At 71.5% G+C, this 15,566-nt stretch carries 13 protein-coding genes and 1 pseudogene; 3 read left to right on the top strand and 11 right to left on the bottom strand.

Annotation, left to right across the window (positions count from 1 at the left end; translation table 11 throughout):
- Window positions 1-431: 431 nt before the first annotated feature.
- Window positions 432-1,439 (bottom strand): stage II sporulation protein M, encoded by a 1,008-nt coding sequence (locus tag ACTWQE_RS30655; protein WP_443332344.1) that lies wholly within the window; start codon window positions 1,437-1,439, stop codon window positions 432-434.
- A 283-nt stretch (window positions 1,440-1,722) separates the two neighbouring features.
- Between ACTWQE_RS30655 and ACTWQE_RS30650 the strand changes: the two genes are divergently transcribed.
- Complete coding sequence (locus tag ACTWQE_RS30650) at window positions 1,723-2,766, top strand: RDD family protein (RefSeq protein ID WP_443332343.1); 1,044 nt, start codon at window positions 1,723-1,725, stop codon at window positions 2,764-2,766.
- A gap of 344 nt (window positions 2,767-3,110) precedes the next feature.
- Here ACTWQE_RS30650 and ACTWQE_RS30645 read toward each other — a convergent pair whose 3' ends face one another.
- Together ACTWQE_RS30645 and ahcY are read right to left on the bottom strand one after the other, a co-directional pair.
- Window positions 3,111-3,725: a hypothetical protein gene (locus ACTWQE_RS30645; RefSeq protein WP_443332342.1), complete on the bottom strand. Its 615-nt coding sequence runs from the start codon at window positions 3,723-3,725 to the stop codon at window positions 3,111-3,113.
- Window positions 3,726-3,807: 82 nt separating this feature from the next.
- A complete protein-coding gene (gene ahcY, locus ACTWQE_RS30640; protein ID WP_443332341.1) occupies window positions 3,808-5,265 on the bottom strand; it encodes an adenosylhomocysteinase in 1,458 nt (485 codons plus the stop codon).
- Window positions 5,266-5,699: 434 nt separating this feature from the next.
- Between ahcY and ACTWQE_RS30635 the strand changes: the two genes are divergently transcribed.
- Window positions 5,700-6,245, top strand: a complete 546-nt coding sequence (locus ACTWQE_RS30635; protein WP_443332340.1) for a PTS sugar transporter subunit IIA — start codon at window positions 5,700-5,702, stop codon at window positions 6,243-6,245.
- Between the two features lie 199 nt (window positions 6,246-6,444).
- Here ACTWQE_RS30635 and ACTWQE_RS30630 read toward each other — a convergent pair whose 3' ends face one another.
- From ACTWQE_RS30630 to ACTWQE_RS30605, 6 genes are all read right to left on the bottom strand, one after another.
- Window positions 6,445-7,413, bottom strand: a complete 969-nt coding sequence (locus ACTWQE_RS30630; protein WP_443332339.1) for a cation diffusion facilitator family transporter — start codon at window positions 7,411-7,413, stop codon at window positions 6,445-6,447.
- Window positions 7,414-7,500: 87 nt separating this feature from the next.
- Window positions 7,501-8,718 carry a mannose-6-phosphate isomerase, class I gene (manA, locus tag ACTWQE_RS30625; RefSeq protein WP_443332338.1) on the bottom strand — a complete coding sequence of 406 codons (1,218 nt, stop codon included), beginning with the start codon at window positions 8,716-8,718 and terminating at the stop codon, window positions 7,501-7,503.
- A 110-nt stretch (window positions 8,719-8,828) separates the two neighbouring features.
- A complete protein-coding gene (locus ACTWQE_RS30620; protein WP_443332345.1) occupies window positions 8,829-10,001 on the bottom strand; it encodes an SIS domain-containing protein in 1,173 nt (390 codons plus the stop codon).
- 57 nt (window positions 10,002-10,058) lie between these two features.
- Window positions 10,059-10,259, bottom strand: a complete 201-nt coding sequence (locus ACTWQE_RS30615) for a Trm112 family protein (RefSeq protein WP_443332337.1) — start codon at window positions 10,257-10,259, stop codon at window positions 10,059-10,061.
- A 291-nt stretch (window positions 10,260-10,550) separates the two neighbouring features.
- The gene (locus ACTWQE_RS30610) at window positions 10,551-11,909 is read right to left on the bottom strand and encodes a phosphomannomutase/phosphoglucomutase (protein ID WP_443332336.1); all 1,359 of its coding nucleotides are present in this window, start codon (window positions 11,907-11,909) and stop codon (window positions 10,551-10,553) included.
- 334 nt (window positions 11,910-12,243) lie between these two features.
- Window positions 12,244-12,663: a DUF3499 domain-containing protein gene (locus ACTWQE_RS30605; protein WP_443332335.1), complete on the bottom strand. Its 420-nt coding sequence runs from the start codon at window positions 12,661-12,663 to the stop codon at window positions 12,244-12,246.
- 271 nt (window positions 12,664-12,934) lie between these two features.
- Between ACTWQE_RS30605 and ACTWQE_RS30600 the strand changes: the two genes are divergently transcribed.
- Window positions 12,935-13,396 (top strand): metallopeptidase family protein, encoded by a 462-nt coding sequence (locus ACTWQE_RS30600; RefSeq protein ID WP_443332334.1) that lies wholly within the window; start codon window positions 12,935-12,937, stop codon window positions 13,394-13,396.
- 128 nt (window positions 13,397-13,524) lie between these two features.
- On the opposite strand, the gene ACTWQE_RS30595 is transcribed toward ACTWQE_RS30600, so the two are convergent.
- Together ACTWQE_RS30595 and ACTWQE_RS30590 are read right to left on the bottom strand one after the other, a co-directional pair.
- The gene (locus ACTWQE_RS30595; RefSeq protein WP_443332333.1) at window positions 13,525-15,048 is read right to left on the bottom strand and encodes a DUF5719 family protein; all 1,524 of its coding nucleotides are present in this window, start codon (window positions 15,046-15,048) and stop codon (window positions 13,525-13,527) included.
- Window positions 15,045-15,566, bottom strand: a pseudogene (locus tag ACTWQE_RS30590) (hypothetical protein); the annotation flags it as partial. The pseudogene ACTWQE_RS30590 and the gene ACTWQE_RS30595, both read right to left, overlap by 4 nt.

The following is a 15,566-nucleotide window of genomic DNA, read 5'->3' as shown; positions in this document are numbered from 1 at the left end:
TTTGGCACGCTGTTGAGTTCTCAAGGAACGGACGCTTCCTTCGGCCCCGTCTCCGGGCCCTCCGGGCGCTTCCCTTCGGTGTTTCCAACCTTACCAGACTCTATTCAGCACCGTTCCCGGTCCGAATCTTCGATTCCAGTGGCCGTTGGATGGCCTTTGCCTTTCGGCTGCTCCGACTTTATCAGACCCGCTTTCGCCGATCTGACCGGCTTCACGTACCCGATAATTTTCGGAGGCGCGCACCCCTTCGGACGCGTTTCCCGAAGATGGAGTGCAGTAATTTTAGAGACTACGGACGAACCTGTCCAGTTCGTCGCAACCGTTAAACTCTACCTCTCGACCCAGCCCGTGTCAACGGGCCTGGTGGGGAGAAGTGGATACTAGCAGCTCAGCGCTCGTAGATGCACATCGCGTATGCGCATCCACGGCCCTCAGGCCGCTACAGGCAGCTCTGTACTGCGGTCCCGCTCCTCGACGTCGCCGGTCTCGCCCGCTCGCGCGGCGCGGCGGCCCACCCCGAACACGTACACGAGGAAGGCGGCCTCGGCCGTGACGCCAACGGCGATGCGGGCCCAGGGTGGCAAGCCGGACGGGGTCACGAAGCCTTCGATCACGCCCGAGACGAAGAGCACGACCGCCAGGCCGATCGCCATCCCGATGGCCGCCCGCCCTTCCTGGGCGAGAGCCGAGCGCCGCGAGCGGTGCCCGGGATCGATGACCGTCCAGCCGAGGCGGAGGCCCGTGCCCGCGGCCACGAAGACCGCGGTCAGTTCCAGCAGCCCGTGGGGCAGGATCAGACCCAGGAAGGTGTCGAGCCTGCCGACCGAGGACATCAACCCCAGCCCGATCCCGAGGTTCAGTATGTTCTGCAACAGGACCCAGAGCACCGGTAGTCCCAGGAAGGCTCCGAGGACGAGGCAGACGGCCGCGACCTGGGCGTTGTTCGTCCAGACCTGGGCGGCGAAGGACGCCGCAGCATGGCTGGAGTAGTAGGTCTCGTACTCGCCGCCGGGGCGGGTGAGCTCGCGGAGCTCGTCGGGGGCGGCGATGGAGGACTGGACCTCCGGGTGCGTACCGACCCACCAGCCGACCAGGACGGCGAGCACGGTCGAGAGGACCGCGGTCGTGGCCCACCACCGGCGTGTCCGGTACAGGGCCGCAGGGAATCCTGTCGTGAGGAAGCGGGCGGCGTCCCGCCAGCCCGCCTTGCGAGCCCCCGTGACGGCGCTGCGGGCGCGCGCGACGAGCTGGGTGAGGCGGCCGGTCAGCTGCGGGTCGGGGGCGCTGGACTGGATGAGGGACAGATGGGTGGCGGTGCGCTGGTAGAGGGCGACGAGTTCGTCCGCTTCCGCCCCGGTCAGACGGCGCCTGCGGCGCAGCAGCTCCTCCAGGCGTACCCACTCGGCTCGGTGGGCGGCGACGAACACATCGAGGTCCATGAGCGCTGCTCCTCGCGGCGGCGTCGGCGTAGTGGGTCGTGCGTGGTCGGGATTACGGCGGGGCAGTGCTCTTACAGCGGGGCAAAGGCTTGTACGGCGGGGCGGGCTTGTTACGGCGGGCCGGACGCGGGGCGGGCTTGTACGGCGGTGGCGGCTTGTGCGGATGCCGGTTCAGCTTGGCAGATCTCGGCCTCTCAGCGGCAGACTGGTCGTACGGGAGTACAGGAGTACGGGAGTACGGGGCAGGGCGTCGGTGAGGCCCGGGAAGAGGGAGGCTTCACACGTGAGTGAGCTCGTGACCGGCGAGGCCGTCGTTCTGGGGCTGCGGCCGGCCAAGCTGCCGAGCCGCACGTTGTCCGTCCTGGTCGACCTGGTGGTCGTCTTCACCGTCTATGTCGTCGTGTCCATGGGGTTGGTCGCCGCCACGGCGTCCCTGGACCAGGCCGCCCGGGCCGCGGTGGCCGTGGCGACGTTCGTCCTGGTGCTGGTCGGGGCACCGATCGCCGTGGAGACGCTCAGCCACGGGCGTTCCCTGGGGAAGATGGCGTGCGGACTGCGCGTGGTGCGGGACGACGGCGGGCCGATCCGTTTCCGGCACGCTCTGGTGCGCGGTGCCATGGGGGTGGTCGAGATCCTCATGACGTTCGGGGTCGTCGCGGTGATCTCTTCGCTGGTCTCGGCGCGGGGGCGGAGGCTGGGCGATGTCTTCGCGGGCACTCTGGTGGTCCGGGAGCGGATACCGGTGCCGCAGCCGGTTCGCATTCCGCCGCCGCCGCCGTGGCTGGCGGGACAGTTCCAGGGGCTCGACCTCTCACGGGTCCCCGACGGCCTGTGGCTGGCGGTACGGCAGTACCTGTCGCGGATGGGGCAGCTCGATCCGCAGGTCGGCTGGGCGTTGGCACAGCAGCTGGCGGGCGATGTGGCGGCGTGCACGGGTGTGCCGGTGCCCGACGGGGTGCCCCCGCATGCCTATCTGGCGGGTGTCGTGGGCGAGCGGCAGGCGCGGGATGCGCAGCGGGTGTTCGGCGGTGCGCGGGGGCGGGCTGCTACGGCCGGCGTACCCACCGGTTACGAGGGTGCGCCGGGGGGCGTGGAGGACGGGTCGGCCCCGTCCGCACGGGCAGGCGGTCCAGGGCGCGTGCCGACGGCATCCGTGACCGGGACGATCATGCCTGGGACGCCTGCGCCGCCCGGTGCGGAGACGACTGTGGCGGAGTCCGCCACGGCCGCGGAGACCTTGGCCCCACCGCCGGGTGCCGCCGCGCAGCCGGACCCCGGCCCAGCAGAGCCGCCCACGGGTGCGACGGGCTTCGCACCGCCCGCGTAACAGCGCCCCCGCCTGACGGCTCCGAGTGGATCAGTGAGCGGCGTCCGGTGTGGGGGTACCCCCGGCCGGAGGCTGGGGGTGGTCGTTCTCGTCCTGGGACGGTTCGGGCGATCCAGACAAGGCAGCGGGGTCCCGGCCTGAGGCTGGGCGTGCAGTGCCGGGCCGGGCCGGGCCGTGCGTCGCATTGCCCGCGGAGGGCCGTGAGACACGCACTACGGCGACCACGCCCGCGTAAGGCGACGTCAGAGGGGCGGCCACTCGCGTAACGGCGCCTCCGGACAGCGGCGGCGCTTCGGCGTGACGAGCCGGACGGACCTGCGCTCAAGGGCCGGACCCACCTGCGCTCAGGGGAAGGTCGAGGGCGGACTCTCGAGGTCTTCGAGCTCGATTCCGGGGGCGGCCAGGACCACGTCCCCGGCGATGTGGACGGCTTGCTGCTCGCCGGTGTCCAGGTCGGTGACCTGGTACGCGTCCACGGTCAGCGGGCCGCTGTCGGTGTCGTGTGCTTCGCTGTGCAGCAGCGCCCAGGACTGATCGAGGGTACGGGGGGCCAGGACCGGGCTGGTGAAGGCGACGAGACGGACGCGGGTCGCGGGCGCGCCGGGGGTGAGGCGGAGCAGCCGCGCTGTGGCGACGAGAAAGGCGGGGGATGCGCCGGTGAACGCGTGAGCGCGGACGTTGCCTTCGGTGGCGTGGGCGCCCGTGGGATCCGTACGGACCCAGGTGACACCCTCGAGGGCGGCTCCGCGGACCTGCCAGCTCGCGGCGTGCAGTTCGAGACGGATGGGGCGGCCGAGCTCGTCGGTGGTGAGGTCGACGGAGCCGGAGTGATCCCCGGAGGGGGCGGTGATCTGTGAGACATAGCGCCAGCCGGAGGGGCCGATGGCGCAGTGGAAGTGCTCCTCTCCCAGCGGAGTGCGGTCGTGCGTGTCGTGGAGGGAGTAGCGGCCGCGCGGCATGTGGGGGTCCTTGACGGGCCGGGCCCCCGCGAGTGGCGGGGGCCCGGATTCATCGGTTCGGTGCTGTCAGCAACCGGGGCTGTCAGTAGCGGTAGTGGTCGGGCTTGTACGGCCCCTCGACCAGGACGCCGATGTAGGCGGCCTGCTCCGGGCGGAGCTGTGTGAGCTTCACACCGAGCGAGTCGAGGTGGAGTCGCGCGACCTTCTCGTCGAGGTGCTTGGGGAGCACATAGACGCCGATCGGGTAGGACTCGGGCTTGGTGAACAGCTCGATCTGGGCGATGGTCTGGTTCGCGAAGGAGTTGGACATCACGAACGACGGGTGACCGGTGGCGTTGCCGAGGTTGAGCAGCCGTCCCTCGGAGAGCACGATGATCTTCTTGCCCTCGGGGAAGGTCCAGGTGTGGACCTGCGGCTTGACCTCGTCCTTGACGATGCCGGGGATGTTCGCGAGGCCGGCCATGTCGATCTCGTTGTCGAAGTGGCCGATGTTCCCGACGATGGCCTGGTGCTTCATCCTGGCCATGTCGGAGGCCATGATGATGTCCTTGTTGCCGGTCGTGGTGATGAAGATGTCGGCGGTGTCGATGACATCCTCGAGCGTCGTCACCTGGTAGCCGTCCATCGCCGCCTGGAGGGCGCAGATGGGATCGATCTCGGTGATGACGACGCGGGCGCCCTGGCCGCGCAGGGACTCCGCGCAGCCCTTGCCGACATCGCCGTAGCCGCAGATGACCGCGACCTTGCCGCCGATGAGGACGTCGGTGGCGCGGTTGATGCCGTCGACGAGCGAGTGGCGGCAGCCGTACTTGTTGTCGAACTTCGACTTGGTCACGGCGTCGTTGACATTGATCGCCGGGAAGAGGAGCGAGCCCGCCTGCTGCATCTCGTAGAGGCGGTGGACGCCGGTGGTGGTCTCCTCGGTGACGCCGCGGATCTCGGACGCCAGCTGGGTCCACTTCTGCGGGTTCTCGCCGAGCGTGCGGTTCAGCAGCTGCAGGATGAGGCGGAACTCGTCGTTGTCCGCGGTGGACGGGTCGGGTGCGGCGCCGGCCTTCTCGTACTCCACACCCTTGTGGACGAGGAGGGTCGCGTCGCCACCGTCGTCGAGGATCATGTTCGGCCCGCCGGTGGGGCTGTTCGGCCAGGTCAGCGCCTGCTCGGTGCACCACCAGTACTCTTCGAGCGTTTCGCCCTTCCAGGCGAAGACCGGGATGCCCCGGGGGTTCTCGGGGGTGCCGTCCGGGCCGACCGCGACGGCGGCCGCCGCGTGGTCCTGGGTCGAGAAGATGTTGCAGGAGGCCCAGCGCACCTCGGCGCCCAGGGCCGCCAGGGTCTCGATCAGCACCGCGGTCTGCACGGTCATGTGCAGCGAGCCGGTGATACGGGCGCCGGCGAGAGGCTGGGAGGCGGCGTACTCGTCGCGGATCGCCATCAGGCCGGGCATCTCGTGCTCGGCGAGGGAGATCTCCTTGCGGCCGAAGGCGGCCAGAGACAGGTCGGCGACCTTGAAGTCCTGACCGGTGGCAGCTGTGGTCATGCGAGGTGCTCCTCGTGGGTTCGAGTGCGTGGACAAGGCTGTTCTGCGGCAGCGGACACACTGGTCCGGGGCCGCAGCGCAGTCCGTCGGAGGCCCTCTCTCCCTCGGTCGGCCCGCGACGCGGACCGCCCGACCGCCATCAGCAGCGACGTCTGTCTGGTCACGAATCTACACCGATCAACCCGGCGGGCCCCAGCCCGCCTCCGGGGCGACGGTGGATCCGGTCATGACGTTTGCCCCCATCGGTCCTGGAGGCTGCCGACTTTTGCGCCCCCTCCGGGGTGTTGTCGGGGGCGCGAACCCAAGAACACTTGCACGACTCGCACGCAAGAGCAGCCTCGCGTTCAAGAGCGCGGCCTCGCGTGCGGGAGCGGGTTTCACGTGGTTGCCGTGCGAGAGCGGGCTTTCTGTGCAAGAGCGGTAAGGAGGATCACGTGACGAGGCCAGCCGATCCCCCCAGTGCCGCGGGGACGAGCGGACAGGGGCTGAAACTGCTCGCAGTGACCGCCTGTCCGACCGGCATCGCCCACACCTCCATGGCCGCGGAGAATCTGGCCCGGGCCGCCGAATCGCTCGGCCATCGGATGAAGGTGGAGACCCAGGGGTCGACCGGGGCCGCGGATGTCTTGCTTGACAACGATGTCAAACCCGGACGGCATCATCATCGCAAGACGGACGGTGTGACGGCCCCGGTCGTCGGCTTCGCACGCTCGGCCGAGGGCATCGAATGGGGCTCCCTGGACGGCACCCGGGCCACGCTCATCTTCATGATCTCCGTACCGGAGGCGGCGGCCGGTGACGAGCATCTACGGATTCTGGCGCCGCTGTCCCGGAAACGGACGGACACCGGCTTCCGGGAGCGGCTGACGGCCGCGCCGGACACGGTGTCGACCTGCGGGTGCTCAGCGAGATCGCGTAGGCGCACGGCGCGGCTCACCGGATCCCGTGCAGGCCACGGCTCACCGGTCACGGCTCACTGATCATGGCTCACGGCTCACGGCTCACCGGTCACAGCCCACAGTCCACGGCTACGACGACGTCCACGGCCGTGGAGACCCGCAGCCGCGGCCACCGAGGCCGACACGGCGAAGGCCCCTTGAATCCACCCACGACGGGGTGCGTTCAAGGGGCCTCGTCCGTCCCCGGCGAGCGTCACAGGACAGCCGCGAGGGGCATCAGTCAGTGTCCCGCGGAGCCGCCGGGCGTCTTCGCGGGGTCGGGACCCGCCGCCGCCGCGGCATCGCTGTAGATGTCCGGCTCCAGATAGATCACGCGAGCGATCGGGACAGCCTCGCGGATACGGGCTTCCGCCGCGTTGATCGCCTCGGAGACCTGGGCGGCGGTGCTCTCGTGCTGTACCCCGATCTTCGCCGCGACCAGCAGCTCCTCCGGCCCCAGGTGCAGCGTGCGCATATGGATGAGGCCGGTCACGGTCGTACCGTCGACGACCGCCTCGCGGATCTTCGCCACGTCCTCCGCCCCGGCGGACTCGCCCAGCAGCAGCGATTTGGTCTCCGCCGCGAGGACGAAGGCGATCACGATGAGCAGCGTGCCGATGCAGAGGGTGCCGATGCCGTCCCAGACGCCGTTGCCCGTGGCGATGGCGACGCTCACACCGCCGAGCGCCAGTACCAGGCCGACGAGCGCGCCCAGGTCCTCCAGCAGGACGACGGGCAGCTCCGGCGCCTTGGCCCGGCGTACGAACTCGGTCCACGACTGCTTCCCGCGCAGCTCGTTCGACTCCTTGATGGCCGTACGGAAGGAGAAGCTTTCCGCGATGATCGCGAAGACCAGGACGCCGATCGGCCAGTACCAGTCCTCGATCTCATGCGGATGCTTGATCTTCTCGTAGCCCTCGTAGATCGCGAACATGCCGCCGACCGAGAAGAGCACGATCGAGACCAGGAAGCTGTAGATGTACCGCTCGCGGCCATAGCCGAAGGGGTGCTCGGGCGTGGCCTCGCGCTGGGCCTTCTTGCCGCCGACCAGCAGCAGCCCCTGATTGCCGGAGTCGGCGAGCGAGTGCACGCCTTCGGCCAGCATCGACGACGAGCCACTGAAGGCGAACGCCACGAACTTGGCTGCGGCGATGGCCAGATTGGCGCCCAGCGCGGCGACGATCGCCTTGGTTCCGCCTGATGCACTCATGAGTGCCGAGTGTCCCTTCCGTCGACCGGGAGCTTTGCTCCGCCTTTACCGGCGGACATTGTTGCAGCCCGCCCGACGGGCGTCTCCTCAGGCCACCACGGTCGCGCGGAAGACCGTCCCGTCACCGGAGAGTGTGATCTCCTCACCCGCCGGGGCGTACGCCGATTCACCGGGTCCCAGGCGCAGTTCCGCCGAGTCCGAGCGCAGCACGGCGGTCCCCGCGGTGCAGAGCAGGATCCGCGGGGCGCCGGAGGGGATCCGGCGCGGCCCGGCGCCGTCGGCCAGTACGGAGCGGGACAGCCGGAATTCGTCGATCGGGGTGTCGTATGTCTCCTCGCCGTCCCCGTCGGGGAGCGAGGGGTCGGCGACGGCCTGGGGGCGGAGGATGCCCGGCGCGCTCGGCTCGAAGCGGACGACGCGCAGGAGTTCGGGGACGTCCACGTGCTTGGGGGTGAGGCCGCAGCGCAGCACGTTGTCGGAGTTGGCCATGATCTCGACACCGAGTCCCTCGAGATAGGCGTGGGGGACGCCCGCGCCGAGGAAGAGGGCCTCGCCGGGCTGGAGCCGTACGTGGTTGAGCAGCATGGCGGCGATCACGCCGGGGTCGCCGGGGTAGTGCCGTGCGAGGGAGGCGTAGGCGGCGTACGCGTCCTGGTGCGGCCCGTCGACGGTGGCGAGCCGCCCGGCGGCGGCCGCGGCCTGGTCCACGGTCTCGGCCATCGCCGTCCTGTCCGCGGTGAGCACGGCGGTGAGGACCTCGCGCAGGGCGTCCGGTCCGGGCGCGGCGTGCAGGATGTCGACGTACGGCTTGAGGGAGTCCACATCGAGGCCCGCCATCAGCTCGGCGGCCTCCGTCTCGCGCCGGAAGCCGCACAGCCCGTCGAACGGCGTGAGCGCGCAGATCAGTTCGGGCTTGTGGTTGGCGTCCTTGTAGTTGCGGTGCGGTGCCTGGATCGGGACGCCGCGGTCCTCCTCGTCGGCGAAGCCCGCCTTCGCCTGGGCCAGGTCGGGGTGGACCTGCAGCGAGAGCGGCGACGCCGCGGCGAGGATCTTCAACAGGAACGGCAGCCGGGGGCCGAAGCGGTCGACCGCGGTCCGGCCCAGCTCGTTTTCGGGGTCCGCCGCGATCACGTCCGAGAGCGCCACGGGGCCGTGGCCCCGGTCGACCCGGGACGGCGCTCCCGGGTGTGCGCCCATCCACAGCTCGGCCTGGGGCTCACCGGTCGGCTCGGCGCCGAGAAGCTGCGGGATGGCGGTGGTGGAGCCCCAGGCGTAGGGGCGCACGGTGTTGGTGAGACGGTCCATGCGGTCGCTGTTCCTGACTGTGCGTACGTGGGGGCACCTCCCAGCGGTGGCCGGGGGAGCGGAGCGGCTGCTCGTGGCCGGGCTGGGCCGACTCTACGAGCGGTGACCGCTCATGCTCTCTCCCCGGAGGCGAGTGCCAGGTAAACGGCGGCGAAATCCCCGATGGCGAGTAGTTCCGCGACGGCCTCGAGAGGGCTGCCCGGGGACGGTTCGAGTTCGCTGACCGGGGTGTCATGGCTCAGCGCCAGCTCCCGTGCGGCGGGCGTCGGTGAGTGGGCGTCCAGGGCGCTCTGCTCACGGAGCAGCACCACGCGCGCGTGGAGCGCCTGGGGGTCCTCGACGCGGTCGCGGAAGAAGTCGTCCGGGTCGGCGCCGGCGGCGAAGGCGCCGGAGAGCAGAGTGCCGTGGACGAGCAGGGCTTCGGGGAGTTCGGCGGCGAGAGCAGGACGGCCGGCCACGGACGTCAGCACCCGGGCGAAGTGGCGTGCGGCGGCGCCGGCGAGAGGGCCCTCACTCCACAGTAGGGAAAGGGCGTCAGCCAGTTCGGCGGCCAGGGTCTTGGCCGGGTTGCTGTACGTGGCGACGGCGGGGCCGCACCGCTCGGCGACCCGGTCCAGGCGGTCGGCGACGGACTGGATGTCCGGCGGCCGCGCGGAGAAGAGACCGAGGCGGTCGTTGAGAACGAGCAGCGGGGTGAGGAGCGCCCACAGGGTGCCCGGGAGACCGGCGGCCGGGGAGGGCCGCAGCCGAGCGGGCGGGAGCGGCTGGTCCTCGGGGACCTCCTCGTACGGACCGGGGGCCAGGGGTACCACCAGTCCGTGCCTGCCGCCTGCTTCGTCGGTGAGCGGGGAGTGGGGCGGGGTGATCGTCACAACGGAGCAGCCGCGCCGGTAGGCCTGCTCGATGAGGGCGGACAGACCGGGCTCCGTGCCGTCGGTGGTGACGACCAGCAGCAGGTCCATCGGTCCGACCCAGCCCGGCAGCGTCCACAGCAGGGCGCCGGGGTCGGCCAGGGCGCCGTACGGCCGGATCAGGCTGACCGGGACATTGCCGCCGCCGAGGGCGGACAGCAGATCGGCGATGCAGCCTGTGGTGGGGCCTGGACCGGCGAGAAGCAGGGCACGCGGCCGCCCGTCGGGTCTGAGGTTCGCCAGTCCGGCTTCGACGGCGGCGCGGGCGGCCGTACGGACCCGTGCGCCGGACTCCGCCGCGCCGCGCAGCAGGCCGAGGGTGTCGGCGCGGGCCAGAGCCTCGGCGGCGTCGAGCAGCGACTCGTCGAGCATCGTGGTGGAGCCTCCGATCACCGGTGGGCTGTGGTCTCCGAGGCCCGTTCGCAGCGCTCAGGCCGGGCGGCGGGCCTCGTCGACGAGCAGGACGGGAATGCCGTCGCGGATGGGATAGGCCAGGCCGCAGTCCGATCCGGTGCACACCAGCTCGCCGGAGTCGGCCTCGGCTCCGGCGTCGGCTTCGGAGACTTCGCGGAGCGGCGCGTGGCACGCCGGGCAGGCGAGGATCTCCAGGAGACCGGCTTCGAGCGGCATGGGGGTTTCCCTTCGGATACACCCTTCCTCCCCCGGTGGAGAGGAAGGTGGTCGGCGTGGCCAGCGTACCGCCGGGCCGCGCCCGGAGCGCGGCCCGGCCTGCACGTCGTACAGGGCCGTACGTCGGACAGGGCCGGGACGTCACGCAGCCCCGTACATCGCGCACGGCCGTAGGTCACGCCCGGACGTACGGCCCGGAAGCACATCAGGCATCTGACCCACAAACCGGGCCGGACGTCCTCCGGCCCTTACGTACGGCACGGCGTCGCGCGGATGTGTGTCAGGCACGTGTCAGGCGCGGACGATGGCGAGGACCTCGTCGCGGACCCGGTCGGCCGTCGCCGTGTCACGGGCCTCCACATTGAGACGGAGGAGCGGCTCGGTGTTGGAGGGGCGGAGGTTGAACCACCAGTCGGCGGTGGTGACGGTCAGCCCGTCGAGCTCGTCGAGCTCCGCGCCCTCGCGGCCCTCGAACGCCGCCTTGACCGCCGCCGCGCGGCCCGCCTGGTCGTCGACGGTGCTGTTGATCTCACCGGAGGCGGCATAACGGTCGTACTCGGCCACCAGCGCGGACAGCGGGCCGCTCTGGCCACCGAGCGCGGCGAGCACATGGAGGGCGGCGAGCATGCCGGTGTCGGCGTTCCAGAAGTCGCGGAAGTAGTAGTGCGCGGAGTGCTCGCCGCCGAAGATCGCACCGGTACGGGCCATCTCCTCCTTGATGAACGAGTGCCCCACACGGGTACGGACCGGGGTCCCGCCCTGCTCCTTGACGACCTCGGGGACGGACCAGGAGGTGATCAGGTTGTGGATGACCGTGCCGCCCCCGTGCTTGGCGAGCTCCCGGGCAGCGACGAGAGCGGTGATCGCGGACGGGCTGACGGGGTCGCCGTTCTCGTCGACGACGAAGCAGCGGTCGGCGTCGCCGTCGAAGGCCAGGCCGATGTCGGCGCCGGTCTCGCGCACCTTGGCCTGGAGATCCACGATGTTCTTCGGGTCGAGCGGGTTGGCCTCGTGGTTCGGGAAGGTGCCGTCCAGCTCGAAGTACAGGGGGACGAGCTCGATGGGCAGGCCCTCGAGGACCGTGGGGACCGTGTGCCCGCCCATGCCGTTGCCCGCGTCGACCACGGTCTTCAGCCGGCGGATCCCGGAGAGGTCGACGAGCGAGCGCAGGTGGGTGGCGTAGTCGGCGAGGACGTCCCGCTGGGTGATCGTGCCGGCCGTGGCGGCGGGCTCGGGGCTTCCGGCCTCCGCCCACTCCTCGACGAGAGCGCGGATCTCGGAGAGCCCGCTGTCCCGGCCCACCGGAGCGGCGCCCGCCCGGCACATCTTGATGCCGTTGTACTGCGCGGGGTTGTGGCTCGCGGTGAACATCGCGCCGGGCAGGCCGAGTTGACCGCTGGCGAAGTACAACTGGTCCGTGGAGCACAGGCCGATCTCGGTCACATCGGCGCCCCGGGACGCCGCACCGCGGCCGAACGCCCGCGACAGCCCGGGCGAGGAGGGCCGCATGTCATGGCCGACGACGATCGCGTCCGCGCCGGTCACCTGAGCGAAGGCCGCGCCGAAGAGTTCGGCGAGCGGCTCGTCCCACTGCTCCGGGACCACACCGCGCACGTCGTAAGCCTTTACGATCTGCGACAAGTCGGGCACGTTGTACGCCTCCTGGAGTTGATCCTGCCCCTGCTGGCTCCCTCGTGACAGCACAGTACCCGGCCGTGGTGACAAGTCGGGCAGGACGGACGACCCGAGGCGACAGCCCGGGACGGGGACCGCGCGACTCGGACACCGGGAGCTGCCGGACCAGGGGCAATGCGGCTCGGACACCCGGCACCTGCCGGGCTCCGGAACCAACGGCCGGAGCATCGGGAAGAGGGCGTCACGACCGGGGATCCATGACCGGGGAATCACGACGGGGCGACCCGGGCCCAGGCCCGGGGATCTTGTTCGGCACCGCGGCCATCACACCAGGCCGCCGGGGGGCGGCTCAGGGCTCGGGCGAGCGCAGTACGCGGAGGTGGCCCCGGCGGGCGACCTCCATCGGCTCGGCCCCCCGGCCGCCGGCGCCGCCCGCGGCACGCTCCTGCGGACGCGCGGCTTCCCGTACGGCGTTGGCGAGCGCTTCGAGATCGTCACTGCTGGGGCGGGTGGGACCGGAGTCGACGGCGAGCCGGACGACTTCCCACCCGCGCGGGGCGGTCAGACGCTCGGAGTGCTCGGCGCAGAGGTCGTAGCAGTGGGGCTCGGCATAGGTGGCGAGCGGCCCGAGGACGGCGGTCGAGTCCGCGTAGACGTACGTCAGCGTCGCGACGGCGGGGCGGCCGCACGCGGTGCGCGAACAGCGACGTACAGGGCTCACGACGTTGGACGGTACCGCACTCTTGAGCGGGCCGCGACGACTCTCCACGAGCTCACCCCGCCGTGTCGTTCCGGCCGACGCCCTACGTCTGACCTGCGGACACCCATGCTGACCTGCGTGGAGGGGAAGGCCGCGGCAGGGGGCCGACGATGAATCCTGTCACCACTCGGTCCGAATGGTGTCATTCATCTCGAGATCACTGGTCGCAAGAGTGTGCTGAATCGGACGCAACTATGGCTGAAATGTTCATCTACCGACATGGCGCGCGGTACCCGGTCGGCGCGTGCCGGGCGCGACTGGACGGCTACCCTCAGATGTGATGGACAACCCCGTACCTCCCCGCCCGTCCGAGCCGCGACCACGACGCCGTGACCGCCACGGCCGCGGTATGCGCGGGCCGATCGCACCACCTCAGGTACCCCTGGCGGTCAGCCGGGCCGAGGCGTTCGTCGACCTCGTGCACGACTCCGTCGACCGGCTGGAACGGCGCTGGCCGCAGTTGTCCGACGTGGAGTTCCTGGTACGCGAAGTGCCCGTGCCGGGTGGCGCCGAGGAGCTCGGCGGGCACTCCTGGGGCGAGGGGACGGTACCGCTCGGACTGATGGTCGCCGCCCGCGGAGATCATCCCGCGCGGATCGTGATCTACCGTCGGCCGGTGGAGATCCGCACCAAGACGCGGGACGAGCGCGCCCTGCTCGTCCACGAGGTCGTGGTCGAGCAGGTCGCCGAACTGCTGGGCCTGGCCCCCGAATCCGTCGATCCCCGGTACGGGCAGGACTGAGGCAGTACAGGGTGCGGGACTGACTGCGGGGCTGCCCGGGGTCGGCCGCGACAGCCCGGACCGCGGCGGCGCCACCGCCGGGCCCTGGCCGCTCCCGGCGCAGAGCCCGGCTCCCGGCGCGGCTCCGCTCAGTCGGTCAGCAGGGACAGGTCCTGCTCCGCCTCCGGGACCGCGACCGTCCCCCGGTCGTCCGGCAGCGTCTGGACCGTGAACATCGGAACGCCGTCCTGCGGGAGTTCGAGCATGCGGGAGGCGTGCACCGGCCCGCCGGACTCCCGTACGACCGTGATCGCGTAGCTGCCCTTGACGCCCGGGGGCACCGGCGGCCGGACCCCGCGGGTCGTGCCGCCCTTGACCGTGTACGTCTTGGTGGCTGAGGCGGCGCTTCCGCTCCCCGAGGCGATGACCTTCACCCGCGCCGTCCGTCCCGGTGCCACAAGTGAGAGGTACGTGCCCTTGGCGCGGTTGTCGGCGGCGGTGGCACGCTCCTCGACCGGGGCGGTGGCCGGGATGAAGGCGGTCTCCTGCCGCTCGCCCTCGCCCCGGGTCACCCGCAGTGCCGCGACGAACGGGGCGGAGCCGCTGCCCTCCGCCGGGCCCAGCAGCAGCGATCCGGGCTCTCCCTTGGTGACGTCGGCGAGGTCCACGGCCGTTGTCATTCCGCTCTTCACATGCAGCGTCTCGTGTCCGGCCGGGGTGATCCGGCCCGACGGTCCAGCGAGCCGCACCGTCAGATCGGCGTCGTCCTCGCCGGTGGCCATCGCGACCAGCTGTACGGAGGTGGCGTCCGAAGGCACGCCGGGCAGCACGGCGCCGCCCGAGGGGTCGGCCGCGGCCGCCAGCCAGTCACCGCCGTGCCCGTCCTCCGCGGCCTGTACGGAGGCGCCGGCGCGGCCCGCCCGGGCGACGGCATGCAGGGTGACGTCCGCCGCGGGCTCGGCAGTGACGGTGGACAGCAGCACCGGGACGCTGGACCGGGCCGGAATCGTGATCCCCTCGCCCGCCGTGGTCTTCAGCGGGCCGTCCTTGCCGTACATCTCGAGATCCACCACGGCGGCGGAGTTGTCCGGGTTGGTGAGGTGGATGTAGTCCTGACGGTCCTTGGCGGTGCTGACGCCGGGGAACCAGAACTCCGTGTCCGGTGCCGTGCAGGCCGCGCCCAGGACACCGCGGCCGCCGCCGGCGCTGATCACGGTGGTCTGCTGTGCGGACCAGCCCGGCGCCAGCGCGCCGTCCGCGGTTCCGATCAGCGCGGGGGCGGCGGCGTCGGACGTCGTGGCGGTGGCGGGGGCGCCGGGTGCCTTGAGCGTGACGACCGGCTTCTCCTCCGCGTCGTTGCTGCCGCCCTTCTCTCCGCCTTCGAGGTCCTCCCCCGTCCCCACCGCGCGGGCGGCGGGCCGGAGTTCCGCGGTGCCCTTCCGCCCCGCCGGGCTTCCGGTCCCGCCCTTCGGGGTGAAGGAGGTGTACGAGGTCTCGGCGAGCTCGGAGGAGGTCGGCGCCGGGCAGAGCAGCGTGGAACGCTCGACGGGCAGCCGGGCGGCGCTCGCCCGGGTGGCGCCCGGGGAGCTGTCCGGGACGGCGAGGGCGGCGATCCCGGTGACGGCGGCGAGCGCGGTCGCCGCGCCGATCAGGGACAGGGTGGTGCGGTTCACTGCTGCTCGCTCCCGTCGCGGCGGGGGCCGGGCTCGGCGCCCTCCCCGTAGGTCGTCTCGCCCTGAGGAGGGTAGGTGCCGTCGTCGTAGGGCTGCTGCTGGGCTCCGTAGCCGTACGCGCCGGGGTACTGGCCGCCGCCGTACGGGCCGTCGGGGAACCGGCCGTCCGGAGGCCCTCCGTCCGGGAACTGGCCCTGGTCGTACTGGCCGCCGGGATACTGCCCCTCCGGGAACTGACCGTTCCCGTACTGCCCCGCCGGATAGGAGTCCGCCGGATACTGCTCACCCCGGTACGGGCCCTGCTCGCCCTGGTACGGGCCCTGGTCGTCCTGATAGGAGGCCGGGTACTGGCGGCCGGGAGCGGGGTGCCCCTGCGTCTCACACTCCCCGTACGACGGCTGGTGCGGCACACCGGGGTGCGGATTCGTCGGCTCCGGCGCCACCGGCTCGGGCGCGAAGCCCGCCCCGGCCGGCCCCGCGTCCGCGACGGTGTACGGCTCCGGCGGTGGCTCCGTGGA

It is taken from the genome of Streptomyces sp. 8N706, assembly GCF_052245415.1.
Taxonomy (GTDB): domain Bacteria; phylum Actinomycetota; class Actinomycetes; order Streptomycetales; family Streptomycetaceae; genus Streptomyces.
The sequence above is the reverse complement of the archived record's forward strand: the minus strand, read 5'-3'. Positions and strand labels throughout refer to the sequence as shown.

Bases quoted from the DNA above. Each gene is read 5' to 3' on its own strand.
- ACTWQE_RS30655 (WP_443332344.1), bottom strand. From the start codon at position 1,439: ATGGACCTCGATGTGTTCGTCGCCGCCCACCGAGCCGAGTGGGTACGC.
- ACTWQE_RS30600 (WP_443332334.1), top strand. From the start codon at position 12,935: ATGGACAACCCCGTACCTCCCCGCCCGTCCGAGCCGCGACCACGACGC.
- ACTWQE_RS30630 (WP_443332339.1), bottom strand. From the start codon at position 7,413: ATGAGTGCATCAGGCGGAACCAAGGCGATCGTCGCCGCGCTGGGCGCC.
- ACTWQE_RS30645 (WP_443332342.1), bottom strand. From the start codon at position 3,725: ATGCCGCGCGGCCGCTACTCCCTCCACGACACGCACGACCGCACTCCG.
- ahcY (WP_443332341.1), bottom strand. From the start codon at position 5,265: ATGACCACAGCTGCCACCGGTCAGGACTTCAAGGTCGCCGACCTGTCT.
- manA (WP_443332338.1), bottom strand. From the start codon at position 8,718: ATGGACCGTCTCACCAACACCGTGCGCCCCTACGCCTGGGGCTCCACC.
- ACTWQE_RS30615 (WP_443332337.1), bottom strand. From the start codon at position 10,259: ATGCCGCTCGAAGCCGGTCTCCTGGAGATCCTCGCCTGCCCGGCGTGC.
- ACTWQE_RS30620 (WP_443332345.1), bottom strand. From the start codon at position 10,001: ATGCTCGACGAGTCGCTGCTCGACGCCGCCGAGGCTCTGGCCCGCGCC.